This window comes from Sphingomonas adhaesiva (assembly GCF_036946125.1).
Classification (GTDB): domain Bacteria; phylum Pseudomonadota; class Alphaproteobacteria; order Sphingomonadales; family Sphingomonadaceae; genus Sphingomonas; species Sphingomonas adhaesiva_A.
Map to the genome: position 1 here is coordinate 976,089 of NZ_JAQIJT010000001.1, position 25,296 is coordinate 1,001,384.

Here is a 25,296-nt window from a genome sequence, read left to right on the forward strand (position 1 = left end):
GGTTCCGCCGCGCCGGCCCTTTTCATGTCCGGCGAGTGCGGGGGAGCGACATGGCGGAACAAGGACGGGCGTGCGGCATGACGATCGCGGGCCAGGAGGCGCGCAGCTGGGATGCGGGGGGCTGGGACGGGCGCTGGACGAAGACGAAGCGCGAGACGTTTCTCGATCACCTGAGCATGACGGGCGACGTCGCCAGCGCGGCGGCGGCGGCGGGGGTGCCGGTGATGGCAGCCTATGCCAAGCGCCGCCGCGAGGCGGGGTTCGCCGCGGCGTGGCAGATGGCGGCGGCGGGCGCCTATGAGCGGCTGGAGGCGGCGATCGTCGCGCAGGTGCTGGGCGGCGGCAGCGGCATCGATCTCAAGACCGCGATGCTGCTGCTGGCGCAGCGCCCGGCGCCGGTCGCCCCGCCGGCCCGGCCGCGCGACGATCGGCGCGAGGCCGCGGCGGCGCTGCTCAAGCAGTTGCGCGCGCAGGCGAAGCGGGGCGGCACGCCCGAGCCGGCATGAGCGCGGGCGCGGAGGGCGCGCTGCACCGGGTCGTCAAGTGGATGGTCGCCTCCGACGCGGGCGAGCAGGTGCGGGCGACCGACCCGGTCGAGGACGGGCTGCTGCGCAGTGTCCACGAAGCATGGGAATTGTGGGCGCACGAGGGGCAGCTGCCGCCGCCGGGCGACTGGACGGTGTGGCTGATGCAGGCGGGGCGCGGCTTCGGCAAGACCCGTGCCGGCGCGGAATGGGTGAGCGCGATGGCGCGCACGCATCCGGACGCCCGGATCGCGCTGGTCGGTGCGACGATCGAGGACGCGCGCAAGGTGATGGTGGAAGGGCCGAGCGGCGTCGTCGCGGTGGCGCGCGCCGCGGAGCCGGTGGTGTGGCGCCCGACCAGCGGGGAGGTGCGCTTCTCCAGCGGGGCGGTGGCGCAGGTTTATTCGGCGGTGGCCGCGGAGAAGTTGCGCGGTCCCGAGCATCATTTCGCCTGGGCGGACGAACTGGCGAAATGGCGCGGGTGCGATGCCTGGGACAATCTGATGATGGGGTTGCGGCTGGGGGAGCGGCCGCGTGCATTGGTGACGACGACGCCGCGGCCGACCGCGCTGATGCGACGGGTCGCGGCGCTGCCGGCGACGCATGTCACGCGCGGGCGAACGCGGGACAATCCGCATCTGCCGGATGCGTTCGTCGCGGCGGTGGCGGCGACCTATGGCGGAACGCGGCTGGGGCGGCAGGAGCTGGACGGCGAGCTGATCGGCGATGTCGCGGGCGCGCTGTGGCCGCGCGCGCTGATCGAGCGGCAGCGCGCGGCGCGCGTGCCGGCGCTGGTGCGGGTGGTCGTGGGCGTCGATCCGCCGGCGGGGACGGACGGCGACGCCTGCGGGATCGTCGCCGCCGGTCTGGGCGAGGACGGCCATGGCTATGTCATCGAGGATGCGAGCGTCGTGGGCGCGACCCCCGAAGGCTGGGCACGCGCGGTGGCGGCGTGCAGCGCGCGGGTGGCGGCGGACCGGGTGATCGCGGAGGCGAACCAGGGCGGCGCGATGGTGAGAAGCGTGCTCCAGGCCGCCGAGGCGGGGCTGCCGGTGCGGCTGGTCCATGCGACACGGGGCAAGGCGGCGCGCGCGGAGCCGGTGGCCGCGCTCTACGAAGCGGGGCGGGTGTGGCATGCGCGGCCGTTCCCGCAACTGGAGGACGAGCTGGCGGGGCTGTCGGCGGGGGGCGGATACGACGGCCCGACGCGCTCGCCGGACCGCGCGGACGCGTGCGTCTGGGCGCTGACCGCGCTGATGCTGGAGCGGCAGGGCACGGCGCGGGTGCGGAGTTTCGAGGGGTAGGTGCACGTCACCCCCGGCTTGTCCCGGGGCTCAGGGTTCCGCGCGTCAACGCGGGGTGAGGTGCGTGGAGCCCTGGATGCCGGGACGAGCCCGGCATGACGGCGTGGGCGGAAAGGAACAATCGGATGGCTTGGTTCGGATGGAAGTCCGGGCGCGATGACGCGCGTCCGGCCCTTTCGGGGGCATTTGGGGCGACGGCCGCCGGTGCGGCGCGGCCGGTCGGGCAGTGGCCGCAGGGGTATGAGGCGCAGGTGCGGGCGGGCTATTGCGGCAACCCGATCGCGCAGCGCGCGGTGAAGCTGGTGGCGGAGGGCGTTGCGGGCGCACCGCTGGATGCCGGCGATGCGCGGCTGGGGGCGATGGTCGCGGCGGTGCTGGAGGCGGTGGCGGCGCAGGTGCTGCTGCACGGCAATGCGTTCGTCCAGATCCTGCGCGACGACGAGGGCGGGGTGGCGGAGCTGTTCGCGCTGAGGCCCGAGCGGGTGACGGTGGAGCTGGGCGCGGACGGGTGGCCGGCGGCGTATCTCTACCGCGTCGGCGTGCGCAGCATGCGGCTGGACCCGGCGAGCGTGGTGCACGTGCGGCGGTTCAATCCGATCGACGATCATTACGGGCTGGGGTGCCTGGACGCGGCGTCCGGCGCGGTGGCGATCCACAATGCGGCAAGCGCGTGGAGCAAGGCGCTGCTGGACAATGCGGCGCGACCGTCCGGGGCGCTGGTCTATGATGCCGGGGACGGATCGGTGCTGTCGCCGGACCAGTTCCGGCGGCTGCGCGAGGAGATGGAGGCGGGCTTTTCGGGCGCGGCCAATGCCGGGCGGCCGATGCTGCTGGAAGGCGGGCTCAAATGGCAGGCGATGAGCCTGACGCCGGCGGACATGGACTTCGCCGGTACCAAGGCGGCGGCAGCGCGGGAGATCGCGCTCGCCTTCGGGGTGCCGCCCATGCTGCTGGGGCTGCCGGGCGACAGCACCTACGCCAATTACAAGGAGGCGAACCGCGCGCTGTGGCGGCTGACGGTGCTGCCGCTGGCAGGCGCGATCCTGACCGCGCTGCGCCAGGGCCTCGCGCCGTGGTTCGCGGACGCGACGCTGGCGATCGACCTGGACCGGGTGCCGGCGCTGGTCGAGGACCGCGAGCGGCTGTGGCGGATGGTCGCGGCGGCCGATTTCCTGTCGCCCGAGGAGAAGCGGCAGATGGTGGACTGGCAATGACGGCCGCCACTCTGGCGCAGCTGATGGCGCAGGAGCAGGCGCGCGGGGTCGACATGGAGACGCTGCGCGCGATCGTGGAGGAAGCGGGCGAGCTGGGCGCGACGCGCGCGCTGACGCGGCTGGGGCTGGCGGACGAGGGCGCGGCGGGGGACGTGGCGGAGCTGCGCGAACTGCTGAAGGCGTGGCGTGAGACCAAACGCTCGGCATGGCGCGCGCTGGCGGCGTGGATCGTGCGCATGGTGTGGGCGGCGCTGCTGGTCGGCATCGCGGTCAAGCTGGGCTTCGCCGGGTGGATCGAGGGGGCGGGATCGTGAGGATCGCGGGCTATGCCGCGGTCTACGACCGGGTCGACCGCGCGGGCGACGTGATCCGCGGCGGTGCCTTCGCGGGCGCCGGGCGCGTGCCGCTGCTGATGCAGCATCGCGGGGGCGCGGTGGGCGTGCTGACCGCGGTGGCGGAGGATGCGCGCGGGCTTCGGATCGAGGGCGAGGTGGCGGACGCGGCGGTCGCGCGGCTGGTGCGCGCGGGCGCGCTGCCGGGGCTGTCGGTGGGGTATCGCGCGCGGGCGACGCGGCAGGGCGTCTGGCGCGAGATTTTGCGCGCCGACCTGGCCGAGGTGAGCCTGGTGGCGGTGCCGATGCAGCCCGCCGCGCGCGTCGAGCGTGTGTCCTAACGGGCGGGGCGACCGAGTTTTTTGCGGACCTCGCGGGCGGGGTCCATCTTCAGGAGAATGGTATGAGCGAGACGGTGGTGGCGCGCCCGGTGCTGGACGGCGCGCGGGCAGCGGCGGCGGATGCGGCGTTCGACGGCTTCGTGCGGACGGGTGCGGCGATCGAGATGAAGGCGTTCACGGGGGTGAGCGGCGACCAGGGCGGCTATGCGATCCCGCGCGAGATCGACCAGCAGATCGATGCGGTGCTGAAGAGCGCCAGCCCGATCCGCAGCATCGCGAACGTGGTGCAGGTGGGGTCGGCTGGCTATCGCAAGCTGGTGACGACGGGGGGTACGCCGTCGGGCTGGGCGGGGGGAAACCGACGCGCGGCCGGTGACGGGCACGTCGACCTTCGTCGAGATCGCGCCGCCGATGGGGGAGCTGTACGCCAACCCCAGCGCCAGCCAGGCGATGCTGGACGATGCGCAATTCGACGTCGAGGCGTGGCTGGCGGGCGAGATCGCGGCGGAGTTCGCGAAGGCGGAGGGCGCGGCCTTCGTGGGCGGAAACGGGACGAACCGGCCCAGGGGGTTCCTGCAGGCGCCAACCGCGGCGACCGCGGATGCGACGCGCGCGTTCGGGACGCTGCAATATCTGGCGAGCGGGGCGGCGGGCGATTTCGCCGCGAACGGCGCCGACCGGCTGATCGATCTGGTGCAGGCGCTGCGCGCGCCGTACCGGCAGGGCGCGGCGTTCGTGATGAACGCGAGCACCGCGGCGCGCATCCGCAAGTTCAAGACCAGCGACGGCCAGTTCCTGTGGCAGCCGAGCCTGGTGAGCGGGCAGGCGGCGACGCTGCTGGGCTATCCGGTGGTCGAGGCGGAGGACATGCCCGACATCGCCGCGAACAGCCTGTCGATCGCGTTCGGCAACTTCCGCGCCGGCTATCTGATCGCGGAGCGCAGCGAGACGAGCATTCTGCGCGATCCGTACAGCAACAAGCCGTTCGTCACCTTCTACGCGACCAAGCGCGTGGGCGGGTGCGTGACCAACAGCGAGGCGATCAAGCTGATGAAGTTCGCCGCGAGCTGACGGGTTGCGGTGGGGGCGGCGAAGCGGCCGCCCCCGATGCGGGGACGGGCAAGCGAAAGGATGGACATGGCGATCGTGACGGGAGGGCCGGGCACGGTAACGCTGGGCGCCGGCGACCGGGTCGGCGCGCTGGCGGCGGTGAAGGCGCAGCTGCGCGCCGGGCTGCCGGACGACGATGTGTTGATCGTCGCCTATGCGGAGACGGCGCTGGGGCTGGCGGAGGGGTTTACCGGGCAGGTGCTGATCGCGCGCGACGTGACGGTCGACGTGCGTGGCCGCGCCGAGTGGCAGCTGCTGCCGGCGCGGCCGGTGCGCGCGATCACGGCCGCAGGCGCGGGGGTCGACATCGACGCGGGCGGCAACGGGTGGGTGCGGACCATCGTCGATGCGCGGGTGACGCTGTCCGCCGGCGTGGCGGCGGACTGGGCGTCGCTGCCCGCGGCGTTGCGGCAGGGCGTGGTGGTGCTGGCGGCGCATCTGTTCACCGACCGCGAGGGACGCGCGCCCATACCGGCGGCGGTGTCCGCGCTGTGGCGGCCCTACCGGGTGATGGCGCTGGCGCAGGCGGCGCACGCATGAGGGCGGCGGACGGGGCCGTCGCGCGGTGGCGCGCGCGGGTGGCGGCGCGCGTGCGCGCACTGCTGCCGGATGCGCGGGTCGAGGAAAGCGACGCGGGCGTGTCGATCGAGGCCCGCGGGCTCAGGCGGCGATGGGTCGAGGACCCGGCGCTGTCGTGGTGGCGGCAATGAGCGGCGTGGCCGTGCTGCGCGCCGCCGTGCTGGCGCGGTTGCGCGGCGATCCCGCGGTGGCGGCGCACCGGGTGGTGGAAGGGGCGGCGGCGCGCGCGGCGGCGGTGCCGTTCGTGGTGCTGCGCGATGTCGCCGCCACCGACTGGGGCACCAAGGACCGTGACGGGCGCGAGGTGGGCGTGAGCCTGGCAGTACGCGACGAGGGCGAGAGCGGGGCGCGGGCCGAGGCGATCGGCGCGGCGGTCGAGGCGTCGCTGCTGGCGATGCCGCGAACGCTGAGCGGGTGGCGGGTAGTGACCGTCGTGCCGGTGCGCGCCGCGCTGCTGCATGAGGGCGGGCAGCGCTGGGCGGCGCTGGTCGATGTGAGATGTCGGATGCTGGAGGAGCTGTGATGGCGGCGGAGAAGGGAAGCGCGTTCCTGCTGAAGGTGGGGGATGGCGGCAATCCGGTGACGTACCGGACGGTGGCGGGGCTGCGCACGACGCAGCTGAGCATCAACGGCGAGGCGGTGGCGATCACCAGCAAGGATTCGGGCGGATGGCGCGAACTGCTGTCGGGCGCGGGCGTGCGGTCGGTCAGCGTGTCGGCGGCGGGCGTGTTCACCGGGTCCGCGGCGGAGACGCGGGTGAAGGCGAGCGCGCTGGCCGGAACGCTGGACGATTACCGCCTGACGTTCGAGGGCGGTGAGGCGATGACTGCGCGCTTCGTGGTGACGCGGCTGGACTATGCCGGCGATTACAACGGCGAGCGCAGCTACACGATCGCGCTGGAGAGCAGCGGCGTGGTGGTGAGCGCATGAACCCCGGCCCCAATCCGGTCAGGGGAGAGGCGGCGATCCGGGTGGCGGGGGAGGCGGTGGTGCTGCGACCGACCTTCGCCGCGCTGGTCGCCGCCGAGCAGGAGCTGGGGCCGCTGTTCGCCTTGGTCGAGCGCGCGGCGCAAGGCCGGCTGACGCTGGCGGAGACGGTGGCGCTGTTCTGGCACTGCCGCGCTGCCGCACCCGAGGCGCTGACGCGCGAGGCGATCGGCGAGGCGGTGGTGGCGCAGGGCGTGGCTGCGTGCGCGCCGGTGCTGAACACGCTGCTGCGCCAGATCCTGGCGGGGCGGTGAACTTCGCCGATCGGGCCGCGCGACTGGCGGGGCTGGCGGGCGTGGCGTTCGGGTGGCGGCCCGACGAATTCTGGTGCGCGACGCCCGACGAGTTGGCGGCGCTGGTCGCCGCGCTGGCGCCGGAGGAGGCGACGCCCCCCGATGCGGGGCTGATCGCGCGGATGCAGGAGGCATTTCCGGATGGATGAGGAGATCGAGCGGCTGGTGATCGGCGTGCGTGCCGACACCGCCGCCTTTGCGCGCGACGTCGATGCGATGCGCGACACGCTGGAGGGGCCGTTCGCGCGCGGCGCGGATCGCGCCGGACGGGCGGTGGAGACGGCGCTGATACGCGCGGTCCGGACCGGCAAGCTGGGGTTCGACGACCTGAAGTCGGTCGCGTCGAGCGCGCTGGCGGAGATCGCCGCGGGCGCGATCCGCGCCGGGATCGGCAGCGTGATCGGAGGCGGAGGCGGGGGCGGGGTCGGGGGCGGCGTGGGCGCGGGGCTGGTGGGCGGATTGCTGGGCCTGCTGGGGTTGCCGGGGCGCGCCACCGGCGGGCCGGTCAGTCCGGGGCGCGCCTATCTGGTGGGGGAGCGGGGGCCGGAGGTCTTCGTGCCGACCAGCAGCGGGCAGGTGGCGGTGCCGGGCGCGGGCAGTGCGCGCGACGTGCGGGTGGCGATCACGGTGCAGGCCGGCGGGGGCGAGGCGCCCGCGGCGCTGGCGCGATCGGGCCGGCAGGTGGCGCGCGCGGTCCGCGCCGCGCTGATGGAGGGGCAATAGATGGGATATTGGCTGGCGACCGAGCGGGTCGGGCAGGCGAGCGACGTCGTCACCCGCTTCGATCCGATGTTCTGGACGGTCAATTTCCCGCGGCCGATGATGGCGGCGGTGACGACGACCGCGCCCGATGCGCTGCGCGTGGATGCGGTGTTCTACGCCCGCGACGATCTGGCGGGGCTGATCTGGGAAAGTGCCGACTCGCACGACCATCCGCTGCTGCGCTACGACACGAACCGCGACTATCGCGATTGCCGGCTGTCGTTCCGCTGGCGATCGGCGGGGGTGCTGCCGCTGGACGCGGTCAACGGACCCGTCCTGACGATCGAGGGGCGCGATGCGCAGGGGCAGCAGCGCGCCTGGTACGTGCGGCTGTGGAACTATGCGCAGGGCACGCCCACCGATGCGCGCGTGACGATCGATTTCGCGACCGTGCGCGGCGGCTTCCTGCTGCCGGGCGAGGCGGATCCGGTGTGGGCCGGGGACATCGAGCGGATGTTCGTGTCGCTGGTGGCGCCGGGATACGACGCCGCTGGCGGCGCGCTGCCCGCGGCGGTCGAGGGGTGGGTCGAACTGTCGGAGATGGCGTGCACCGGCGCGGGCGCGGTTCTGCCGATCGGCGACGTGGTGGTCCCGGCGCACGACCTGCGCATCGCGAGTGGTTACGACGACAGCTATCACCTGACCCCGGCGCGGCTGCTGCGCAACGCGCTGCACCTGGGGTATCGCGGCGCGATCGTCCATTATGTCGGGATGAGCCATTATTTCCGGCTCGATGCCGCCGGGCTGGCGACGACCGCAGGGGGCGCGCTGAACGTCGCGTGTCGGGCGTGGCATCGCGATTTCGCGTCGCGGGCGGGGGCGCTCGGCTATGACGTGATCTGGTCGCTGTCCTACGAATTGTTCGATGCGCATTGCCCCGCGGCGTGGAAGCAGCGCGCGGCGGACGGGTCGCCCGCGCTGACCGGGTGGGTGCCGCCGTCCACCCTGCTGTCGCCGACGCACGGCGCGGCGATGGCGTATCTGCAGGCGGTGGCGCGCGCGTTCGTCGCGATCGGGGCGGCGGCGGGGCTGGCGCCGCATTTCCAGGTGGGGGAGCCGTGGTGGTGGGTGACGCCGGACGGGGCGCGCCCGTGCCTCTACGATGCGAGCGCGGTGGCGGCGCTGGCGCCGGTGCCGATCGCGACCGTGCGGGGCGCGCTGGACGCGGCGCAGCGTGCGACGCTGGACCGGGCGGGCGCGGCGCTGGCGGCGTCGACCGCGGCGCTGGTCGCGGCGGTGAGGGCGGAGCGCGGCGACTGCCGCACCTACCTGCTGACGTATCTGCCGACGGTACTGGATGCCGCCGCGCCCGAGGCGAAGCGGATGAACATGCCGACCGGGTGGGCGACGCCGGCGTTCGACGTGCTCCAGCTGGAGGATTACGACTGGGTCACCGCGGGCGACACCGCGTCGAGCGCGGCCGGGGTGGCGGCGGCGGTGGCGCGGCTGGGCTATCCGGCGGCGCGACAGGATTATCTCTCGGGCTTCGTGCTGTCCGCGGCGGATCGCGGGCAGTGGCGCGCGATCGTCGCGGCGGCGGGGACGGCGCAGCGGCGCGGGGTGGCGCGCGTGTACCTGTGGGCGCTGCCGCAGGTGATGCGGGACGGGCTGATCTATTGGCAGGAGGAGGCGCGGGTGGACGCTTTCGATGACGTGACGTTCCCGCTGGCGCTGGGCCGCGAGGCGGAGGTGACGCCGGGCTTTTCGACCAACATCACCACGAGTGCCGGCGGGCGCGAGACGCGCAACGTCGCCTGGACGCAGGCGCGCACGCGCTACGATGTCGGCCCCGGCGTGCGCGGCGAGGCGGACGTGGCGACGCTGCTCGCCTTCTTTCGCGCGCGGCAGGGGCCGGCGCGCGCGTTCCGGCTGCGCGATCCGTTCGACTGGCGCGCGAGCGGCGAGGCGATCGGGACCGGCGACGGGGTGCGGCGCACGTTCGCGCTCGCCAGGAATTACGGCGCCGCGGTGCGGCGGATCACGCGGCCGGTGGCGGGGACGGTGCAGGTGACGGTCGACGGTGTCGCGACGCAGCGCTTCGCGATGGCGGCGCTGGGCGAGGTGGTGCTGGATGCCGCACCCGCGGCGGGCGCGGTGGTGCGCGCGTCGTTCGACTTCGACGTGCCGGTGCGGTTCGCCGAGGACCAGCTGAGCGTGGCGCGCGCGACGCATCTGGCGGGGACCGCGCCGAGCGTTCCGCTGATCGAGGTGCGGGAGGCATGAGCGCCGATCGGGTGACCGCGCTGTCGCTGTGCTGGCGGATCGAGCGGCGCGACGGGGTGACGGTCGCGCTGACCGATCACGACCGGGATCTGGACGTGGACGCGGTGACGTACCGCGCCGCGCCGGGGATGACCCCGTCGGCGATCGTGCGCGCCGGAGGGGTGGAGGCGGATACGATGGAGGCGACGGGCGCGCTGGATGCGGCGGCACTGACCGCGCGCGATCTGGGGGCGGGGCGCTGGGATGCGGCGCGGGTGGTGATGTTCGCGTGGCGCCGCGACGACCCGTCCGCTGCGCCGATCCCGCTCGGCGAGGGGCGGATCGGGGAGGTGGAGATGCGCGACGGCACCTTTACCGCGGAACTGCGCGGCGCGGCGGCGGCATTGGCGCGGCCGGTGACGGAGGCGACCGCGCCGGCGTGCCGTGCGCAACTGGGCGATGCGCGCTGTCGCGTGCCGATGGCGCCGCGGCGACGGTTCGCACGCGTGGCGGCGGCGCTGGGTGAGGTTGTGACGCTGGAGGCGGGCGAGCCGGTCGCCAATGCGTACGGCGAGGGGCGGCTGCGTTGGTTCGGCGGCGCGAACAGCGGACTGGAAAGCGTGGTGACCGCATCCGCCGGGGCGACACTGACGCTGCGCCATGCCCCGCCCTTCGCGGTGGAGGCGGGGGTGTTGGTCGAGGTGGTGGAGGGGTGCGACAAGACGATCGCGACCTGTGCCGCGCGCTTCGGCAATGCGATCAACTTCCGCGGCGAACCCTATGTGCCGGGGATCGACCTGCTGACGCGTTATCCCGGGGCATGACCGCGGGGGAGCAGGTCGCGGCGGCGGCGCTGGCGACGGTAGGGTCAAGGTTTCGGGCACAGGGGCGCGATCCGGCGCTGGGGCTCGATTGCGTGGGCGTGGTGGCGGTGGCGCTGGGGGAGCGCGGGCTGCCGCGAGACTATCCGCTGCGCTCGGCGACGTGGCGGGTGGAGCAGGTGCCGGGCGGGATGGTCGCGTGCGACGGCGATGCCATCGGCGACGTGCTGCTGTGCCGGGTGACGGTGGCGCAGCTTCATCTGGTGGTGCGCACGGCGGGCGGGTTCGTCCACGCCGATGCGGGGCTTCGCCGCGTCGTCGAGCGGCCGGGCAAGGTACCGTGGCCGGTCGTGGCGGCCTGGCGGAAGGAGGGGTGAGATGGCGACGCTGGTACTGACGGCGGTGGGCACCGCGATCGGCGGGCCGATCGGGGCGGCGCTGGGCGCGGCGATCGGGCAGACGGTCGACCGCGCGTTCCTCTCCCCGGGCGGGGGGCGGCAGGGACCGCGGCTGAGCGACCTGCGGGTGCAGACATCCTCCTACGGAGCGCCGATCGCGAAGGTGTTCGGCACGATGCGCGTCGCGGGATGCGTGATCTGGTCGACCGACCTGATCGAGACGCGGGGCCAGGCGGGGGGCGGAAAGGGGCAGCCGAGCGTCACCACCTACAGCTATGCCGCATCCTTCGCGGTGGCGCTGTCGGCGCGGCCGATCCAGGGCGTGGGGCGGATCTGGGCCGACGGCAAGCTGTTGCGCGGGGCGGCGGGCGACTGGAAGAGTGCGACCGGGTACCGGCTGCACCGCGGCGGGGAGGATCAGCCGCCCGATCCGCTGATCGCGAGCCTGGAGGCGGCCGCGCCGGCGCATCGCGGCATCGCCTATGCGGTGTTCGAGAATTTGCAGCTCGCGGACTTCGGCAATCGGATACCGTCGCTGACGTTCGAGGTCGTCGCGGATGAGGTCGCGCCGTCGATCGGCGACGTCGCGCGGGCGCTTGCGCCGGAGGTGATCGCAGGGCCGGGGCCGACGCAGCCGGTGCCCGGCTTTGCGGCGACGGGGGATAGCGCGGCGGCGGCGCTGTCGACGCTGGCGTCGCTGGGGGGCGCGTGGCTGGTCCCCGAGGGACGCTCGATGCGGATCGCGGACCGCCTGCCGGCCGCGACGATGCTGGATGCCGATACGGACGTGGCGGAATCGCGGCGACCGATCGAGACGGTGCCGCGCACGCTCGCGCTGTCCTATTACGATCCGGCGCGCGACTATCAGATCGGGGTGCAGCAGGCGCGGCGTGGCGGCGGCGGCTGGCGCGAGGAGACGGTCGCGCTGCCGATGGTGCTGAGCGCGGCCGCCGCCCGCGGCGCGGTGGAGGCGGCGTTGCGGCGGGCGGAGCGCGACCGCGTGACGCGGCGGGTGACGCTGGATGCCACGTCGATCGGGGTGGCGCCGGGGGCGGCGGTGCGCCTGCCGGCGGTGCCGGGGATCTGGCGGGTGACGCGCGCGAGCGTCGAGGCGTTCCGGGTGACGCTGGACCTGTCCCCCGGCGAGCGCGATGCGCCTGCGGCGGTGGTGGCCGATCCGGGGCGCGGCGCGGCGGCGCCGGACGTGGTGATCGGCGCCACGAACCTGATCGCGGTCGAGCTGCCCGGGCTGGACGAGCGGCTGGCGGCCGAGGCGTCGCTGACGGTCTTCGCCGCGGGCGGGGATGCGGGGTGGCGGCAGGCCTCGGTACTCTTCAGTCGCGATGCCGGGGCGAGTTGGGAGGCGGTGGGGACCAGCGCTGCGCCCGCCGTCATGGGCGCGCTGGCGAACGACATGCCGCTCGTGCCGGGTGTGCTGGAGGACCGGGTCAGCGCGATGGAGGTGGCGTTGCTGCACGATGCGATGACGCTGCAATCCGCCACCCCGGCGGCGCGGGACCGGGGCGCGAACCTGGCGCTGGTCGGCGACGAGTTGATCCAGTTCGGCGAGGCGGTTCAGGTGGCGCCGTGCCGCTGGCGGTTGTCGCGACTGTGGCGGGCGCGGCGGGGGACACCGGCGGCGGCGCATGGGGCGGGCGCGCGCTTCGTGCTGGTGGAGCGGGATGCGATGCTGACGATCCCGCTGGCGGGCGCGGTGGCGGGTTCCGCGGTGCAGGTGCTGGCGAGTGGGGTGGGCGACGTCGCCGGGCCCGTCGCCGCCTCCGCCACGGTAACGGGTATGTCGATCGCGCCCCCCTCGCCGGTGCGGCTGCGGGGTGTGCGGCAGGCGGACGGCACCGCCATGCTGTCGTGGACGCGGCGAAGCCGGTCCGGCTGGTACTGGCGCGACGGAGGCGATGCGCCGCTGGGCGAGGAAGCCGAGCGCTATCTGGTGACGATCGAGGAGGGCGACGGCGCGCGCCGCTTCGTCACCGGGATACCGCGACTGACCGTCGCCATCGGTGGCGGGCCCGCGGTCGTGTCGGTTCGGCAACAGGGCACCGTCGCGGCGTCGGCCGCCGCGACGCTGACGATATAGGAGACGGGTGGTGGACGACGGAACCGTTCGATTGGCGCTGCCGCTGCTGGAGGCGGGGCAGGCGCAGAAGGAAGTGACCCACAACGAAGCGCTCGCGGTGCTGGACATCGCGGTCCAGGCGGTGGTGCAGGGTGGCCCGGTCGACCAGCCACCGGCGGCGCCCGCCCCCGGCCAATGCTGGATCGTCGGCACCGCGCCGCAGGGACCCTGGGCGGGGCGGGCCGGCGCGCTGGCGGGCTGGACCGACGCCGGCTGGCGCTTCGCGCCGGCGGCGAACGGCTGGCGGGTGTGGGATGCGGTCGCGAACCAGCCGTGGCGGATGACCCCGACCGGGTGGGAGCGCGGCATCGTCCGGGCCGAGCAGGTGAGGATCGGCGGCAGGCAGGTCGTCGGTGCGCAGCGGCCCGCCATTTCCGACGTGAGCGGCGGTGCCACGATCGATGCCGAAGGCCGCGCTGCGCTGGCTAAAATACTGGATACGCTGCGTCAGCACGGCCTGATCGCGACATGAGGCCAGGCGGCGGCCGCGCCTGTGGTGTGTCGAATGTGCAACAGTGGCTGCCTTTTGTCAGCTTGTCGGGAAACCATCGTTCCGATAGTGGGTTTGGCTGTCCGTAGTGACACCATGGAAAGGGGATTATGATGCGTAAGCTTGCCATTTTGGCGGTGCTTGCCTCCACCGCCCTCGCCACGCCCGCGCTCGCGCGCGACAAGGCGTGGTATGTAGGCGTTGAAGGCGGTGCGATGATCGTCGAGGACATCGATTATTCGATCGTCGGCGCAACTGGCACGGGCCGCTCGGGCGTCGGCACGGTCGACCACGACTACGGCTATGACGTCGATGGCGTCATCGGTTACGACTTCGGCGCGTTCCGCCTCGAGACCGAGGTCGGCTACCGCTCGGCCACGATCGATGCGTATCGCAACACCGGCGTGACGCCGAACGGCGGCACCGGCCTGCCCGCCGGCACGTACAACGGCGTCGGCGGCCGCACCTCGGCGCTCAGCTTCATGGTCAACGGCCTGCTGGACTTCGGTCCGGACGACGGCCTGCAGGGCTTCGTCGGCGGAGGTGCCGGTGTCGCCCGCGTGAAGGCGCGCACCGACGTGAGCCGTGCGTATCGTCTGGTCGACGATTCCGACACGGTCTTCGCCTGGCAGGCGCTGGCGGGTATCCGCGCTCCGCTGAGCGAGAACGTCGACGTGTCGCTGAAGTATCGCTTCTTCAACGCCGACAACGTCAAGCTGTTCGACCGCGTGGGCAGCTCGTATGACGGCCGCTTCCGCTCGCACTCGCTGCTGGGTGGCCTGACGTACAACTTCGGTGCTCCGGAGGAGGCTGCTCCGCCGCCGCCCCCGCCGCCGCCGCCCCCGCCGCCGCCTCCCCCGCCGCCCCCGCCGCCCGCGGTGGTCTGCTCGCCGGGTCCGTTCATCGTGTTCTTCGAATGGGACAAGTCGGACGTCACCCCGGAGGCCGCGTCGATCCTCGACAACGCCGTCACCCAGTACCAGAACTGCCAGAACGCGCAGGTCATGCTGGCCGGTTACACCGACACGTCGGGCTCCGCGCAGTACAACGTGGGCCTGTCCCAGCGTCGTGCGGACTCGGTGAAGGCGTACCTCGCGTCGAAGGGTATCCCGGACGGCGTGATGACGACCGAAGCGTTCGGCGAAACCCGCCTGCGCGTCGAGACCGCCGATGGTGTGCGCGAAGTGCAGAACCGTCGCGTGGAGATCACCTACGGTCCGGGTTCGGGCCAGTAAGGTCGATCGCCTCGGCGAACGAATTGGGGAGGTCGGCATCCGCCGGCCTCCCTTTTTCTTTGCCTCCCGCGCGTGAAGCCCTGCGCGTCCGGCAGCGTTACCTCCCAAGGAGGTTCGCATGTCCATTCCCAAGCTGGTCGGTTTGCTGGAAACCGCGATCTATGTCGACGACATGACGCGCGCGTGCGCCTTCTACCGGGAGGTGATGGCGATGCGCGCGATGCTGGAGACGCCGCGGCTGACGGCGTTCGATGCGGGATCGGGGGGCGTGCTGCTGATCTTCGCCCGGGGGCAGTCGCTCGACGACATGCCGGGGCCGGAGGGCGTGATCCCCGGGCACGATGGCGCCGGTCCGTTGCATCTCGCCTTCGGCATCCGTGACGAGGATGTCGCGTCGTGGCGCGCCCGGCTGGAGACGGCCGGCGTGGCGATCCGCAGCGAGGTGGCGTGGCCGCGCGGCGGGCGCAGTCTCTATTTCGACGATCCCGACGGCCATGTCGTCGAACTGGCGACGCGCGGGCTGTGGCCGAACGATCGCGATCGCCCGGCCTGAACAACCGGCATCCGCCGGGTTGAACCGCAAATGCCTTTGCGTTCATGATGATGTGCGACGCGCCGTAGCGCGCGCATGTCACGATCGGTGCGGAGACGGGGTGAGAGGATGGCGATGGATTTCGATGAGGTCGTGCTCGGCCGACGCAGCATCCGCGGGTACAAGCCCGACCCGGTGCCGCAGCCGCTGATCGAGGAGATCCTGACGATCGCGATGCGGGCGGCTTCGTCGATGAACAGCCAGCCGTGGAATTTCTACGTGGTGACCGGCGAGCCGCTCGACCGCATCCGGCGCGGCAATACCGAGCGGATGCTGGCCGGCGTGCCGCAGTCGCGCGAGTTCAGGATCGGCAACGCATTCGAAAATCAGCATCGTGACCGGCAGGTGGGCGTCGCGAAGCAATTGTTCGCCGCGATGGGGATCGCGCGCGACGACAAGGAAAAGCGGCAGGATTGGGTCATGCGCGGGTTTCGGCAGTTCGACGCGCCGGTGTGCATCATCGTGACCTACGACCGTGCGCTGGACGGCAGCGACGATGCGCCGTTCGATTGCGGCGCGGTGGCGAATGCGCTGGTCAATGCGGCGTGGTCGCGCGGGCTGGGGACGGTCATCAACAGCCAGGGGATCATGCAATCGCCGGTCGTGCGCGAACATGCGGGCATCGCCGCCGATCAGGTCATCATGAAGAGTATCGCACTGGGCTGGCCGGACGAGGACTTCGCCGCCAACGCGGTCGTGTCGGAGCGCAGGCCGGTGCAGGAGGCGGCGGTCTTCGTCGGCTTCTGACCCGTCAGGCGGGGGCCGCATCCTCCGCCAGCGCGCTGGCCAGCCAGGGCGGGATCGACGCGTCACCCAAAGCGTCCACCCGGCGCAGCGTCACCATCACGCCCAGGTCGTCATAGATCGCACGGTGGCGCGCGTCGGCGGCGTCGGCAGGGGCGACGACCAGGCGCCGGTTGACCTTTGCCCGGTGGTGCATCCGCGCGGTGTTCTCCTGCCCGACATAGCAGCCCTTGGTGAAGCTGACGCCGTTCAATTCGCGCGCATTGCATTCCAGCCACAGCGTGTCGCCGGCGCCCAGTTCCGCCACCCCCTCCGCGACGCCCAGCGACAGCCGGTGCGCCCGCCAGCTATCGGAGGGCAGGGCGGGTGGCGCGATCCAGCGCCAGCCCAATGCGTCCAGCCGGGGATCGCGCGTGGCGTCGATGCCGGCGGGCGCGTCGAGGCTCCAATGAACGGCGAGCCGCTCCTCCGCGGCGATATCGATCGCGCGACGAAGGCGGTACATGCCCAGTCGCCGCACCAGCGCATCGGCCTGCTCCCGCTCCACGTCGAGCATGACGTCGTCGCCATCGGGCCAGACGATCAGGTCGAACAGCGCCTTGCCCTGCGGTGTCAGCAGCCCGGCCCAGACCGGGGCGGGCGTGGCGACGTCGTTGGTCAGCAGGCCCTGGAGGAAGCCGCGGACGTCGTCGCCCGACAGGCGGAGCAGGGCGCGGTCGGCGAGCATCGTGCGCGGGGTGGTTTCGTCCATCGCGGCAAGGTAGGGAGGCGACCGATCGGACGAAAGAGCCAGAAAGGCGAGAGATGGCGACCTACGACCTCCTGCTGCGCGGCGGCACGGTACATACCCCGGGCGGGCCGGTGCGCGCGGATGTCGGCGTCAGCGACGGGCGGATCGTGGCGATCGGCGCGACCGGCGACGCGGGGCGGGTGGTCGACTGCACCGGGCTGGATGTGCTGCCCGGCGTCATCGACACGCAGGTGCATTTCCGCGAGCCGGGGCTCGAGCACAAGGAAGACCTGGCGAGCGGGAGCGAAGCCGCGGTGATGGGCGGGGTGGTCGCGGTGTTCGAAATGCCGAACACCAAGCCCAATACCGATTCCGCCGATGCGATCGCGGACAAGCTGGCGCGCGCGAAGGGGCGGATGTGGTGCGACCACGCCTTTTATGTCGGCGCGACCAACCACAATGCCCGCGACCTGTCCGAGCTGGAGCGGCTGCCGGGCACCGCGGGGGTCAAGATCTTCATGGGCGCATCGACCGGCGACCTGCTGGTCAGCGAGGATGCGCGGCTCGCCGAGGTGCTGGCGCATGGGCATCGCCGGGTTGCCATCCACGCCGAGGACGAAGACCGGATGAACGCGCGCGTCGACCAGCGCGTCACCGGCGATCCCGCCTCGCATCCGGTGTGGCGCGACGACGAGAGCGCGCTGCTGGCGACGCGGCGCATCCTGCGGCTGGCGCGCGCGGCGCGGCGCCGGATCCATGTGCTCCACGTCACGACTCCCGCCGAGCTGGAATTGCTGGGGCAGAACAAGGACATCGCCACCTGCGAGGTGACGCCGCAGCATCTGACGCTGGCGGGCGAGGAGGCCTATCCGCGGCTGGGCACGCTGGCGCAGATGAACCCGCCGATCCGCTCGGGCGCGCATCGCGACGGTCTGTGGCATTGGCTGAACCAAGGCGTGCCGGACGTGATCGGCTCCGACCATGCGCCGCACACGCTGGAAGAGAAGGGCAAGCCGTATCCGGCCAGCCCGAGCGGGATGCCCGGGGTGCAGACGCTCCTGCCGCTATTGCTGAACCACGCCGCGCACGGACGGCTGACGCTCCAGCGCGTGATCGAATTGACCAGCGCCGGCGCGCAGCGCGTGTTCAACCTGTCGGGCAAGGGGCGGATCGCGAAGGGGTATGACGCCGATTTCACGATCGTCGACCTGAAGAAGCGCTGGACCGTGACCGAGGACTGGCTGGCATCGCGCGCCGGCTGGTCGCCGTTCACGGGGATGGAGTTGACCGGCAAGGCGGTCGGCACGATCGTCCGCGGCCATGTCGCGATGTGGGAGGATGCGCTGGGCGACGCGCCGCAGGGCGCGCCGATCCGGTTCGAGGCGACGGAGTTTCCCGGCGGCGCATGATCGCCGCCGGCCGGTATCGCCTCAGAACGGGAGCCACTTCGAGGTTTCGGTGAACTTCATGTAGCCGACGTTGACCCCGGCACGCCAGCCGACGCCCAGGCGCACGGGGATCAGCACCACATTTCCCTTGCGCAGATAGGTCGCGGCGAAGCCGCCGACGAAATACAGCCGTCCCTCGGCGCCCGGGAAGCGCTTGAACAATTCCTGCGAGTCGTAGAGGTTGTAGACGAGGACGAAGACCTTGTTGGCGTCGCCGCCGACATCGAACCCGACCGACGGTCCGGTCCAGTAGACGGGACGCTGCCCCTCCACCTTGTGCGTCATCACTCCCGAGCCGTAGCGCAGGCCGACGACGAACGCGCCCGCCGCCTCGCGTCCCGCGATATAGGCGTTGGGCTCGCCCTGGTCCTTCAGAATCTTCTCGATGATCTGAGCGAACCCTTCCGCACCCTTGCCGAACACGTCCTCGCCCGCGGCGATCAGGTCGTCGCGCTTGTAGGTGTCGGCCGCGTTCGTCGTGGCATTGGCGCGGGTTTCGGCGGCGGGGGAGGGGACGCTCGGCGCGGTGGCCGGTGCCTGCGGCGCGGCGGTCGGGGCGTCGGGATACGCGGGCGTGGGCGCCTGCGCCGGGGTGGGGGCAGGCCGCGCGGCACCACGCGGCGCGACGTCGCCATCGATCGCGGCGTTGGGATCGATCGTGCGTACCTGTGCAGAGGCCGGCGCGACCAGCATCGCCCCGGTGACCGCCAGTGCCACCCACCGCTTCATCGCCATCTCACGTTACCCCGCCACACGTTTGGCGAACCTAGCCACGGATCGCCTGTCGCCGCAATGAACGGGCGACGATGCGAGTCCGCCGCGCGCCGGGCGGAATTTGCGCGCCCTCGGTTGATCCCGCCCCAATGCCTCGTTATAGCCCGGCCCACGCCAGCCCGGAGACGTGGGTGAGTGGCTGAAACCAACGCTTTGCTAAAGCGTCGTACGGGAAACCGTACCGAGGGTTCGAATCCCTCCGTCTCCGCCACCTGTCCTCGCCACTCCGACAAGCATCTCCGTCGGCCGCCGGGGTATATGGTGGGGGCGACATGCGGACATCGATGTCGAGGACGCGGGCGGCCTGAGGTGCGGCGGTGGCTGTGGGCGCGCGGCGCCAGGCTAGGTCGGCACGACGCGACGCAGAGGTCTGGTCTAGCCGCGATACCGGCCGAGATCGATGCCGAGGCGCTGCACCTTGTAGTAGAAGGTCTTGCGCGGCAGGCCGAGCGCGCCGCAGGCGCGGGTGACGTCTCCTTCCGCGGCGATCAGCGCCTCCTCGATCGCTTCCGCCTCGAAGCGGTCGACGCGCTGCTTCAGGTCCTGCGTCGGCGCGGCCCCGTCGTCGTGCGGATCCGACCCCGTCAGCCCCAGCACGACATTGTCCGCGAAGCGCAGTAGCTCGCGCACGTTGCCGGGCCAGTCGTGCCGCTCCAGATGGCGGAACACCGCGCCGCTGAGCGGCGGCGGCGCGATCCCCAGTCGCGCTGCCGCCCTGGCGACGAAGGCGCGGAACAGCGGTGCCACGTCCTCGCGCCGCTCGCGCAAGGGCGGCAGCCGCAGCGTGACCCCATTGACGCGGTAGAAGAGCGACGCACGAAACCGCCCCGTCGCGACCAGTTGCTCCAGATCGCTGTTGCTGGCCGCCACCACGCGCAGGTCGAGCCCGCGCGCGACCGAAGCGCCGAGCGGAGTCACCTCGCGCCGCTCCAGCACGCGCTGCATGCTCAGCTGCATCCCCTCCGACAGGGCATCGACATCGTCGAGGAACAGCGTCCCGCGATGGGCCTGTTCGACCCGGCCGGTGCGCGGCATCGCGTTGCCCGGTACCGCACCCGCGACATGACCGAACAGCTCCGCCTCGGGAAACCCCTGCGGCAGCGCGCCGCAGTCGACCGTGACCATCGGTCCGCGGCGGCGCGAGCGGGCATGCAGCATGTCCGCCACCACACTCTTGCCGGTGCCGGTCTCGCCCTGGATCAGGACGTCGATCTCCATCGGCGCGATCTGCGCGATGGCGCGGCGCAGCTGCTCGATCGCGGGGGACCGGCCCAGCAGCGGCCCTTCGTCGGCATCGAAGGAGGCGGCGCGCAGCCGGGCGTTTTCGACCACCAGCCGCCGCCGCTCCATCGCGCGAGCGATCGAGGCGATCAGCTGATCGACGACGAAGGGCTTTTCCAGCACGTCGCACGCGCCGTGCCGCAGCGCGCGTACCGCGGTGCCGACGTCGGCATGGCCCGAGACGAGGACGACCGGCAGGTCAGGATCGCGCGTGACGATTCGCGACAGCAGCTCCATGCCGTCCATCCCCGGCATGCGGATGTCGGTGACGACGACGCCGTCGAAGCCGTTGTCGACCTCGCGCAGCGCCGCCGCCGCATTGGCGACCGCGGTCACCGCATAGCCGGCGAGGTCGAGGGCCTGCGCGGTGGCCCGCCGCAGGTCGTCGTCGTCGTCGACGAACAAGACGCCGTTCATTCGCTCCGCTCCAGTTCGACGATGAATTCAGCCCCCTTCGCCGGATGCCCCGCGGTCAGCGTGCCGCCGAGCTCGGCGACGATATCGCGCGAAATGACGAGGCCGAGGCCGAGCCCGCTCTGCTTCGACGTGCGGAACGGCTGGAACAGCGCGTCGCGCATCCCGGGGTCGATCCCGGGACCGTCGTCGGTGATGACGATGCGCACCCGGTCCCACGTCTCGACGGTGGTCGCCGTGATGGTGCGCGCGCCGGCGTCCAGCGCGTTCTGCACCAGGTTCAGCAGCACCTGCTCGACCCGCACGCGCTCGGCGCGGACGCAGACGTCCGGTCCGCTCGTCACGAACTCCGCCCCCAGGATCGTCAGTCGGTCGCGCAGCAGCAGGCGGATGCCGTCGAACACGTCGTTCACCGACAGCCGCCCGATCTCGCCGGGCGCGCGGCGGGCGAAACCGCGCATCTCGCGCGTGATGCTGCCGATCCGCTCGGTCAGGGCCGCGATATGCCCGATCGCCTCGCGCGCCTCGGGCAGGCGGTCGCGGTCGAGCAGCAGCGTGGCGTTGTGCGCATAGGCGCCGATCGCGGCGACCGGCTGGTTGATCTCGTGCGCGACGCCTGCGGTCACCTGCCCCAGCGTGGCGAGCTTGTTCGCCTGGATCAATTGCTCGCGCAGCGCCGCCAGCCGCTTGTCGGCGGCGGCGGCGATCCGCGTCTCCTCGTTGCGGCGGCGATGACGCCACAGGAGGTAGAGCGCGACGATGCCCAGCGCCGCGATCCCCACCGCCAGCCGCGCGAAGGTGATCGCGGAGGCGACGGCCGCCGCGGTGCCGACGATGACATGGACCTGCCAGCCATGCACCGGCTCGACCGCCTCGACGAAGGCGGCACGGTGCAGCCCGGCCTGTCCCTCCCGTCGCACCACCGCGCTGCGGAACAGCGCATTCTCGACCAGCGGGGCGGCGCCATATTCCAGCGATCGCCGCGCCGTCGCGCGCTCCTCGTCGCTGAGCGGCCTGATCGTCTGGAACCGCCACGCCGGGTCGGCACTCACCAGGATGATGCCGCGGCCGTCGGTCACGAAGGCGGCGTTGGTCGCCTCGCGCCACTCGCGTTCCAGCGCGCGGAAATCCACCTTCACCACGAAGACGCCCAGCGCCTGCCCGCCCGCGTCGATCCGGCGGGTGATGTAGAGGCCCGGCTTCCGACTGCGCTGACCGAGCGCGAACTGCTGCGCCGACTGCGCGCGCATCGCATCGCGGAAATAGCCGCGGAACGAATAATCGTCCCCGACGAAGCTGCCCGGCAGCTGCCAGTTGCTCGCCGCCACGGTTCGGCCGCGCGCATCGAGCAGATAGACGTTGGCCGCGCCGGTCTCGGCACTCAGCGCCTCCAGCTTGCGGTTGACCACCCCGATCAGCGCCGGGTCACGCGTCAGCAGCGCGGCGCGCGCCTCCGCGTCACCGGCCAAAGCGATCGGCAGCAGGTTGAACTTGTCGAGCTCGCGCCGATAACCGGATGCGAGCAGGATCGCGGACGCACGCGCCCGCTCGGCGACGCCGTCGACCGCACGGGCGGTCGCCAGCCGCTCCGCCAGCAACAGCGCGCCCGCCAGCAGCCCGGCGAACAGCAATGCGACGCCGACCAGCAATCTCGTACGCGAGGACGTGACCCGGAACAGCACGATTCGAGGGTGGCGAATTTCGGCACACTGCGCAACGGCAGGCGGGCAGGAAACAGCACGCAAGCCATGATAGCCTTGTCATTAATCGTGTGATTACAGCGTGCTAGGCGCGTGGAAACTTTTGTTGTTCCCCTCCGCGATTTGCGGAAGATTTCGACACAGATCATGCGCCGGAACGAGGTGGAGGGGGATCCCCGCGGCTCCATCTCGCGCCGGCAGCACGACGACCGAGAGGATGAGGGGCAATGATGAAAGCGACCTTGGTGTGCCTGCTGGCCGGCACTGCGATGACGATGAGCGTACCTGCGCTGGCGCAGGAGGTGCCGGGCCTTCGCCCCGCGCCGGACGCGCCCGACGCACCGCCGATGTCCGCCACGCCGGAAGCTCAGGTCGAGCCGCCCGCCCCCGACGCACCGCCCGCCATGGCCGAGCGCAACGCCGGCGACATCGTCGTCGTCGGCTCCCGCGGCAAGCCGCGCACCGACGTCGACCGTCCGGTTCCGGTCGACGTGGTCAGCAACGTGGAACTGCGCGCGACCGGGCAGACCGATCTGGGTCAGCAGGTGCAATTCTCCTCGCCCTCGTTCAGCTCGTCGAAGTACGGCGTGAACGGCGCCACCAACTTCGCCGACCCGGCATCGCTGCGCGGGCTGGCGCCCGATCAGGTGCTGGTGCTGGTGAACGGCAAGCGCCGCCACCAGTTCTCCGCGCTGAACCTGAACGTCGCGCCGGGGCTCGGCACGGTCGTCACCGATCTGAACTCGATTCCGACGGGCGCGGTGAAGCGGATCGAGGTGCTGCGCGACGGCGCGGCGGCGCAATACGGTTCCGACGCGATCGCGGGTATCGTCAATCTGGCGCTCAACGACCAGATCGGCGGCACGATCGACGTGACCGGCGGCATCCACAAGGAAGGCGACGGCTTCACCAACAAGATCAGCCTGAACCACGGCCTGGCGCTGGGCAGCGACGGCGGATTCGTGAACTATACGCTCGAATATTTCGGGTTCGAGGGCACGAACCGCTCCGACACCTATACCGGCGCGCTGTATCCCGCGACGCCCGCCAACTACGCCGCCACCGGCCCGACGCCCAACTTCCCCTACAGCACCGCCAACCCCCGCGCGGACCGCAACGTCTATCCGCAGACGCCGTTCGTGGTCGGCAACTACGGCTCCAACCGCAACCGTACCTATCAGGCGTTCCTCAACGCCTCCTATCCGATCGCGGAGAACACCAACCTCTATACCTTCGGCGGATACAGCCGGAAGGACATCCTGGCCTACGGTTTCTTCCGCTCCGCTGCGGTCTTCACCAATTCCGCGCTCGGCATCTTCCCCGACGGCTACGTGCCCAAGCTGCCCGGTACGTCGACCGACTGGTCCGCGACCGGGGGCATCAACAGCGAGGTGGCAGGCTGGAAGCTCGACTTCAGCGTCGGCTACGGCATGAACAAGCTCGATCAGAATGCCTACGACACCGTCAACGCCTCGCTCGGCAACGCCAGCCCGACCAACTTCTACGTCGGTCGTACCGCATTCAACCAGTGGCTGGTCGACCTCAACGCGTCGAAGGACTTCGGCGCGGTCGGCATCATCGGAAAGAGCCTGAACGTCGCCTGGGGTACGCAATTCCGCCGCGACAATTTCATCGTCACCCGCGGCAGCCCGGCGTCCTACGCCATCGGCCCGCTCGCCGCGTCGGGCAAGGCGCCGGGCACCAACGGGCGCCCGGGCTATGCACCGGCGGACGAGAACAACGTCGCCCGCCACAGCATCGGTTACTATGTGGATGCGGAGGCGGAGTTCAACGACGCGCTGCTCGTTGCCGCGGCGGTGCGGTTCGAGGATTACTCCGACTTCGGCAGCAACATCTCGGGCAAGCTCGCGGGCCGCTACAAGTTCACCGACGCCTTCGCGCTGCGCGGATCGTACAACCGCGGCTTCCGCGCCCCATCGCTCCAGCAGACCGGCAACCGCGTCAACACCTCGACCGTGCAGAACAACCAGATCCTCATCACGCAGCAGGTGTCGAGCGACGATCCGCGCCTCGCCGCGCTGGGCGTGCCGCGGCCCAAGGCGGAGATTTCGAACAGCTATTCGCTGGGCATCACCGGGGACATCCCCGACCTGGCCGGCGGGCGCGTCAGCCTGACGATCGACGCGTTCCAGATCGACATCACGGATCGCATCGTCATCTCTGAAGGGCTGCTGACCGCGCAATATCCCGCGGTGCGCGCGCTGTTCCCGGAGGCACGCGAGATCCGCTTCTTCACGAACCAGATCGACACGCGCACCCGCGGCATCGACGTGGTGGCGACGTACAAGGCGAACGTGGGCGAGGGGAAGAATTTGACGCTGACGCTCGCGGGGACGCACGCCAAGACCGACGTCCAGCGCCAGCGCCCGACGCCCGCGCCGATCATCGCGGGCGCCTCGGCCGCCGCGCAGCAGATCAGGCTGCTGGGCGAAACCGCGACCGAGCTGATCGAGGTGGCGCAGCCGCGCACGAAGATCCTCGCTTCCGCCAATTATGCGGTCGACAAGTTCAACGTGGGGGTGCGCGCGTCCTACTTCGGAAACGTGAAGGCGTTCTCGACCGGGCTGTCGGGGCAGGACAAGGACGTGAAGTGCGACGCCAGCAACCGCTGCGTCCAGACCTTCCGCGGCAAGACGCTTACCGACGTCACGCTGACCTATGCCTTCACCGAGCAATTCTCGCTGACGGTGGGCGCCAACAATATCTTCGATATCTATCCGGACAAGTGGAAGAACACGCGCGACGGCGCCGTCGGTCAGGCGGCCTCCTATTCCGATGGTCAGACACCGTACACGCGCAACGCCAGCCAGTTCGGGTTCAACGGCTCCTATTATTTCGTCACCGCCAACGTGAAGTTCTGAGG

At 71.7% G+C, this 25,296-nt stretch carries 26 protein-coding genes, 1 tRNA gene and 1 pseudogene; 24 read left to right on the top strand and 4 right to left on the bottom strand.

Annotated elements, in window-relative coordinates; genetic code table 11:
- Nucleotides 1–77 precede the first annotated feature (77 nt).
- The 21 genes and pseudogenes from PGN23_RS04710 (at nucleotide 78) to PGN23_RS04810 (ending at nucleotide 16,068) form a co-directional block, all read left to right on the top strand.
- A complete protein-coding gene (locus tag PGN23_RS04710) occupies nucleotides 78–506 on the top strand; it encodes a hypothetical protein (RefSeq protein WP_335301673.1) in 429 nt (142 codons plus the stop codon).
- Nucleotides 503–1,828 (top strand): DNA-packaging protein, encoded by a 1,326-nt coding sequence (locus PGN23_RS04715; protein WP_335301674.1) that lies wholly within the window; start codon nucleotides 503–505, stop codon nucleotides 1,826–1,828. Before PGN23_RS04710 ends, PGN23_RS04715 begins: the two co-directional genes overlap by 4 nt.
- A 125-nt stretch (nucleotides 1,829–1,953) precedes the next feature.
- Nucleotides 1,954–3,042: a phage portal protein gene (locus PGN23_RS04720; RefSeq protein ID WP_335301675.1), complete on the top strand. Its 1,089-nt coding sequence runs from the start codon at nucleotides 1,954–1,956 to the stop codon at nucleotides 3,040–3,042.
- The gene (locus PGN23_RS04725; protein ID WP_335301676.1) at nucleotides 3,039–3,356 is read left to right on the top strand and encodes a DUF6127 family protein; all 318 of its coding nucleotides are present in this window, start codon (nucleotides 3,039–3,041) and stop codon (nucleotides 3,354–3,356) included. The genes PGN23_RS04720 and PGN23_RS04725 overlap by 4 nt, the downstream gene beginning before the upstream one ends.
- The gene (locus PGN23_RS04730) at nucleotides 3,353–3,715 is read left to right on the top strand and encodes an HK97 family phage prohead protease (RefSeq protein WP_335301677.1); all 363 of its coding nucleotides are present in this window, start codon (nucleotides 3,353–3,355) and stop codon (nucleotides 3,713–3,715) included. The genes PGN23_RS04725 and PGN23_RS04730 overlap by 4 nt, the downstream gene beginning before the upstream one ends.
- Nucleotides 3,716–3,777: 62 nt before the next feature.
- Nucleotides 3,778–4,786 (top strand): annotated as a pseudogene (locus tag PGN23_RS04735) (phage major capsid protein).
- A 66-nt stretch (nucleotides 4,787–4,852) separates the two neighbouring features.
- Complete coding sequence (locus tag PGN23_RS04740) at nucleotides 4,853–5,365, top strand: hypothetical protein (RefSeq protein ID WP_335301678.1); 513 nt, start codon at nucleotides 4,853–4,855, stop codon at nucleotides 5,363–5,365.
- Complete coding sequence (locus tag PGN23_RS04745; protein ID WP_335301679.1) at nucleotides 5,362–5,535, top strand: hypothetical protein; 174 nt, start codon at nucleotides 5,362–5,364, stop codon at nucleotides 5,533–5,535. Before PGN23_RS04740 ends, PGN23_RS04745 begins: the two co-directional genes overlap by 4 nt.
- Nucleotides 5,532–5,927: a tail completion protein gp17 gene (gene gp17, locus PGN23_RS04750; protein WP_335301680.1), complete on the top strand. Its 396-nt coding sequence runs from the start codon at nucleotides 5,532–5,534 to the stop codon at nucleotides 5,925–5,927. Before PGN23_RS04745 ends, gp17 begins: the two co-directional genes overlap by 4 nt.
- Nucleotides 5,927–6,334: a phage major tail protein, TP901-1 family gene (locus tag PGN23_RS04755; RefSeq protein WP_335301681.1), complete on the top strand. Its 408-nt coding sequence runs from the start codon at nucleotides 5,927–5,929 to the stop codon at nucleotides 6,332–6,334. The genes gp17 and PGN23_RS04755 overlap by 1 nt, the downstream gene beginning before the upstream one ends.
- Nucleotides 6,331–6,645, top strand: coding sequence for a gene transfer agent family protein (locus PGN23_RS04760; protein WP_335301682.1), 315 nt, complete (start codon nucleotides 6,331–6,333; stop codon nucleotides 6,643–6,645). The genes PGN23_RS04755 and PGN23_RS04760 overlap by 4 nt, the downstream gene beginning before the upstream one ends.
- Nucleotides 6,642–6,833, top strand: a complete 192-nt coding sequence (locus PGN23_RS04765; protein ID WP_335301683.1) for a phage tail assembly chaperone — start codon at nucleotides 6,642–6,644, stop codon at nucleotides 6,831–6,833. Before PGN23_RS04760 ends, PGN23_RS04765 begins: the two co-directional genes overlap by 4 nt.
- On the top strand, nucleotides 6,826–7,407 hold the full coding sequence (locus PGN23_RS04770; protein ID WP_335301684.1) for a tail tape measure protein: 582 nt from the start codon (nucleotides 6,826–6,828) through the stop codon (nucleotides 7,405–7,407). The genes PGN23_RS04765 and PGN23_RS04770 overlap by 8 nt, the downstream gene beginning before the upstream one ends.
- A complete protein-coding gene (locus tag PGN23_RS04775; RefSeq protein ID WP_335301685.1) occupies nucleotides 7,408–9,669 on the top strand; it encodes a DUF2460 domain-containing protein in 2,262 nt (753 codons plus the stop codon).
- Nucleotides 9,666–10,472, top strand: coding sequence for a DUF2163 domain-containing protein (locus PGN23_RS04780; RefSeq protein WP_335301686.1), 807 nt, complete (start codon nucleotides 9,666–9,668; stop codon nucleotides 10,470–10,472). The genes PGN23_RS04775 and PGN23_RS04780 overlap by 4 nt, the downstream gene beginning before the upstream one ends.
- Entirely contained in the window at nucleotides 10,469–10,846 is a 378-nt protein-coding gene (locus PGN23_RS04785) for a peptidoglycan endopeptidase (protein WP_335301687.1), read from the top strand. Before PGN23_RS04780 ends, PGN23_RS04785 begins: the two co-directional genes overlap by 4 nt.
- Before the next feature lies 1 nt (nucleotide 10,847).
- Complete coding sequence (locus PGN23_RS04790) at nucleotides 10,848–12,965, top strand: GTA baseplate fiber-binding domain-containing protein (protein ID WP_335301688.1); 2,118 nt, start codon at nucleotides 10,848–10,850, stop codon at nucleotides 12,963–12,965.
- Between the two features lie 10 nt (nucleotides 12,966–12,975).
- Nucleotides 12,976–13,476, top strand: a complete 501-nt coding sequence (locus tag PGN23_RS04795) for a DUF2793 domain-containing protein (protein ID WP_335301689.1) — start codon at nucleotides 12,976–12,978, stop codon at nucleotides 13,474–13,476.
- A 131-nt stretch (nucleotides 13,477–13,607) separates the two neighbouring features.
- Nucleotides 13,608–14,729: an OmpA family protein gene (locus tag PGN23_RS04800; protein ID WP_335302082.1), complete on the top strand. Its 1,122-nt coding sequence runs from the start codon at nucleotides 13,608–13,610 to the stop codon at nucleotides 14,727–14,729.
- Between the two features lie 118 nt (nucleotides 14,730–14,847).
- Entirely contained in the window at nucleotides 14,848–15,282 is a 435-nt protein-coding gene (locus PGN23_RS04805) for a VOC family protein (protein WP_335301690.1), read from the top strand.
- Between the two features lie 114 nt (nucleotides 15,283–15,396).
- The gene (locus tag PGN23_RS04810; protein ID WP_335301691.1) at nucleotides 15,397–16,068 is read left to right on the top strand and encodes a nitroreductase; all 672 of its coding nucleotides are present in this window, start codon (nucleotides 15,397–15,399) and stop codon (nucleotides 16,066–16,068) included.
- Nucleotides 16,069–16,072: 4 nt separating this feature from the next.
- On the opposite strand, the gene ygfZ is transcribed toward PGN23_RS04810, so the two are convergent.
- Nucleotides 16,073–16,816 carry a CAF17-like 4Fe-4S cluster assembly/insertion protein YgfZ gene (gene ygfZ, locus PGN23_RS04815; protein WP_335301692.1) on the bottom strand — a complete coding sequence of 248 codons (744 nt, stop codon included), beginning with the start codon at nucleotides 16,814–16,816 and terminating at the stop codon, nucleotides 16,073–16,075.
- A gap of 53 nt (nucleotides 16,817–16,869) precedes the next feature.
- Between ygfZ and PGN23_RS04820 the strand changes: the two genes are divergently transcribed.
- The gene (locus PGN23_RS04820) at nucleotides 16,870–18,204 is read left to right on the top strand and encodes a dihydroorotase (protein ID WP_335301693.1); all 1,335 of its coding nucleotides are present in this window, start codon (nucleotides 16,870–16,872) and stop codon (nucleotides 18,202–18,204) included.
- 21 nt (nucleotides 18,205–18,225) lie between these two features.
- Here PGN23_RS04820 and PGN23_RS04825 read toward each other — a convergent pair whose 3' ends face one another.
- Nucleotides 18,226–18,978, bottom strand: a complete 753-nt coding sequence (locus tag PGN23_RS04825; protein ID WP_335301694.1) for a DUF1134 domain-containing protein — start codon at nucleotides 18,976–18,978, stop codon at nucleotides 18,226–18,228.
- Between the two features lie 160 nt (nucleotides 18,979–19,138).
- Here PGN23_RS04825 and PGN23_RS04830 point away from each other — a divergent pair.
- A tRNA-Ser gene (locus PGN23_RS04830) sits at nucleotides 19,139–19,228 on the top strand.
- A 164-nt stretch (nucleotides 19,229–19,392) separates the two neighbouring features.
- Here PGN23_RS04830 and PGN23_RS04835 read toward each other — a convergent pair.
- Both PGN23_RS04835 and PGN23_RS04840 read right to left on the bottom strand, forming a co-directional pair.
- Complete coding sequence (locus PGN23_RS04835; protein ID WP_335301695.1) at nucleotides 19,393–20,715, bottom strand: sigma-54-dependent transcriptional regulator; 1,323 nt, start codon at nucleotides 20,713–20,715, stop codon at nucleotides 19,393–19,395.
- Entirely contained in the window at nucleotides 20,712–22,361 is a 1,650-nt protein-coding gene (locus tag PGN23_RS04840; protein WP_335301696.1) for a sensor histidine kinase, read from the bottom strand. The genes PGN23_RS04835 and PGN23_RS04840 overlap by 4 nt, the downstream gene beginning before the upstream one ends.
- Before the next feature lie 278 nt (nucleotides 22,362–22,639).
- Here PGN23_RS04840 and PGN23_RS04845 point away from each other — a divergent pair, with 278 nt between their 5' ends.
- Nucleotides 22,640–25,294 (top strand): TonB-dependent receptor plug domain-containing protein, encoded by a 2,655-nt coding sequence (locus tag PGN23_RS04845; RefSeq protein WP_335301697.1) that lies wholly within the window; start codon nucleotides 22,640–22,642, stop codon nucleotides 25,292–25,294.
- Nucleotides 25,295–25,296 lie beyond the last annotated feature (2 nt).

Coding starts and splice junctions, on each gene's coding strand:
- PGN23_RS04810 (WP_335301691.1), top strand. CDS start 15,397: ATGGATTTCGATGAGGTCGTGCTCGGCCGACGCAGCATCCGCGGGTAC.
- PGN23_RS04755 (WP_335301681.1), top strand. CDS start 5,927: ATGGCGGCGGAGAAGGGAAGCGCGTTCCTGCTGAAGGTGGGGGATGGC.
- gp17 (WP_335301680.1), top strand. CDS start 5,532: ATGAGCGGCGTGGCCGTGCTGCGCGCCGCCGTGCTGGCGCGGTTGCGC.
- PGN23_RS04825 (WP_335301694.1), bottom strand. CDS start 18,978: ATGGCGATGAAGCGGTGGGTGGCACTGGCGGTCACCGGGGCGATGCTG.
- PGN23_RS04720 (WP_335301675.1), top strand. CDS start 1,954: ATGGCTTGGTTCGGATGGAAGTCCGGGCGCGATGACGCGCGTCCGGCC.
- PGN23_RS04805 (WP_335301690.1), top strand. CDS start 14,848: ATGTCCATTCCCAAGCTGGTCGGTTTGCTGGAAACCGCGATCTATGTC.
- PGN23_RS04820 (WP_335301693.1), top strand. CDS start 16,870: ATGGCGACCTACGACCTCCTGCTGCGCGGCGGCACGGTACATACCCCG.
- PGN23_RS04790 (WP_335301688.1), top strand. CDS start 10,848: ATGGCGACGCTGGTACTGACGGCGGTGGGCACCGCGATCGGCGGGCCG.
- PGN23_RS04725 (WP_335301676.1), top strand. CDS start 3,039: ATGACGGCCGCCACTCTGGCGCAGCTGATGGCGCAGGAGCAGGCGCGC.
- PGN23_RS04785 (WP_335301687.1), top strand. CDS start 10,469: ATGACCGCGGGGGAGCAGGTCGCGGCGGCGGCGCTGGCGACGGTAGGG.
- PGN23_RS04770 (WP_335301684.1), top strand. CDS start 6,826: ATGGATGAGGAGATCGAGCGGCTGGTGATCGGCGTGCGTGCCGACACC.
- PGN23_RS04740 (WP_335301678.1), top strand. CDS start 4,853: ATGGCGATCGTGACGGGAGGGCCGGGCACGGTAACGCTGGGCGCCGGC.
- PGN23_RS04745 (WP_335301679.1), top strand. CDS start 5,362: ATGAGGGCGGCGGACGGGGCCGTCGCGCGGTGGCGCGCGCGGGTGGCG.
- PGN23_RS04710 (WP_335301673.1), top strand. CDS start 78: ATGACGATCGCGGGCCAGGAGGCGCGCAGCTGGGATGCGGGGGGCTGG.
- ygfZ (WP_335301692.1), bottom strand. CDS start 16,816: ATGGACGAAACCACCCCGCGCACGATGCTCGCCGACCGCGCCCTGCTC.
- PGN23_RS04835 (WP_335301695.1), bottom strand. CDS start 20,715: ATGAACGGCGTCTTGTTCGTCGACGACGACGACGACCTGCGGCGGGCC.
- PGN23_RS04715 (WP_335301674.1), top strand. CDS start 503: ATGAGCGCGGGCGCGGAGGGCGCGCTGCACCGGGTCGTCAAGTGGATG.
- PGN23_RS04845 (WP_335301697.1), top strand. CDS start 22,640: ATGATGAAAGCGACCTTGGTGTGCCTGCTGGCCGGCACTGCGATGACG.
- PGN23_RS04800 (WP_335302082.1), top strand. CDS start 13,608: ATGCGTAAGCTTGCCATTTTGGCGGTGCTTGCCTCCACCGCCCTCGCC.
- PGN23_RS04775 (WP_335301685.1), top strand. CDS start 7,408: ATGGGATATTGGCTGGCGACCGAGCGGGTCGGGCAGGCGAGCGACGTC.
- PGN23_RS04780 (WP_335301686.1), top strand. CDS start 9,666: ATGAGCGCCGATCGGGTGACCGCGCTGTCGCTGTGCTGGCGGATCGAG.
- PGN23_RS04760 (WP_335301682.1), top strand. CDS start 6,331: ATGAACCCCGGCCCCAATCCGGTCAGGGGAGAGGCGGCGATCCGGGTG.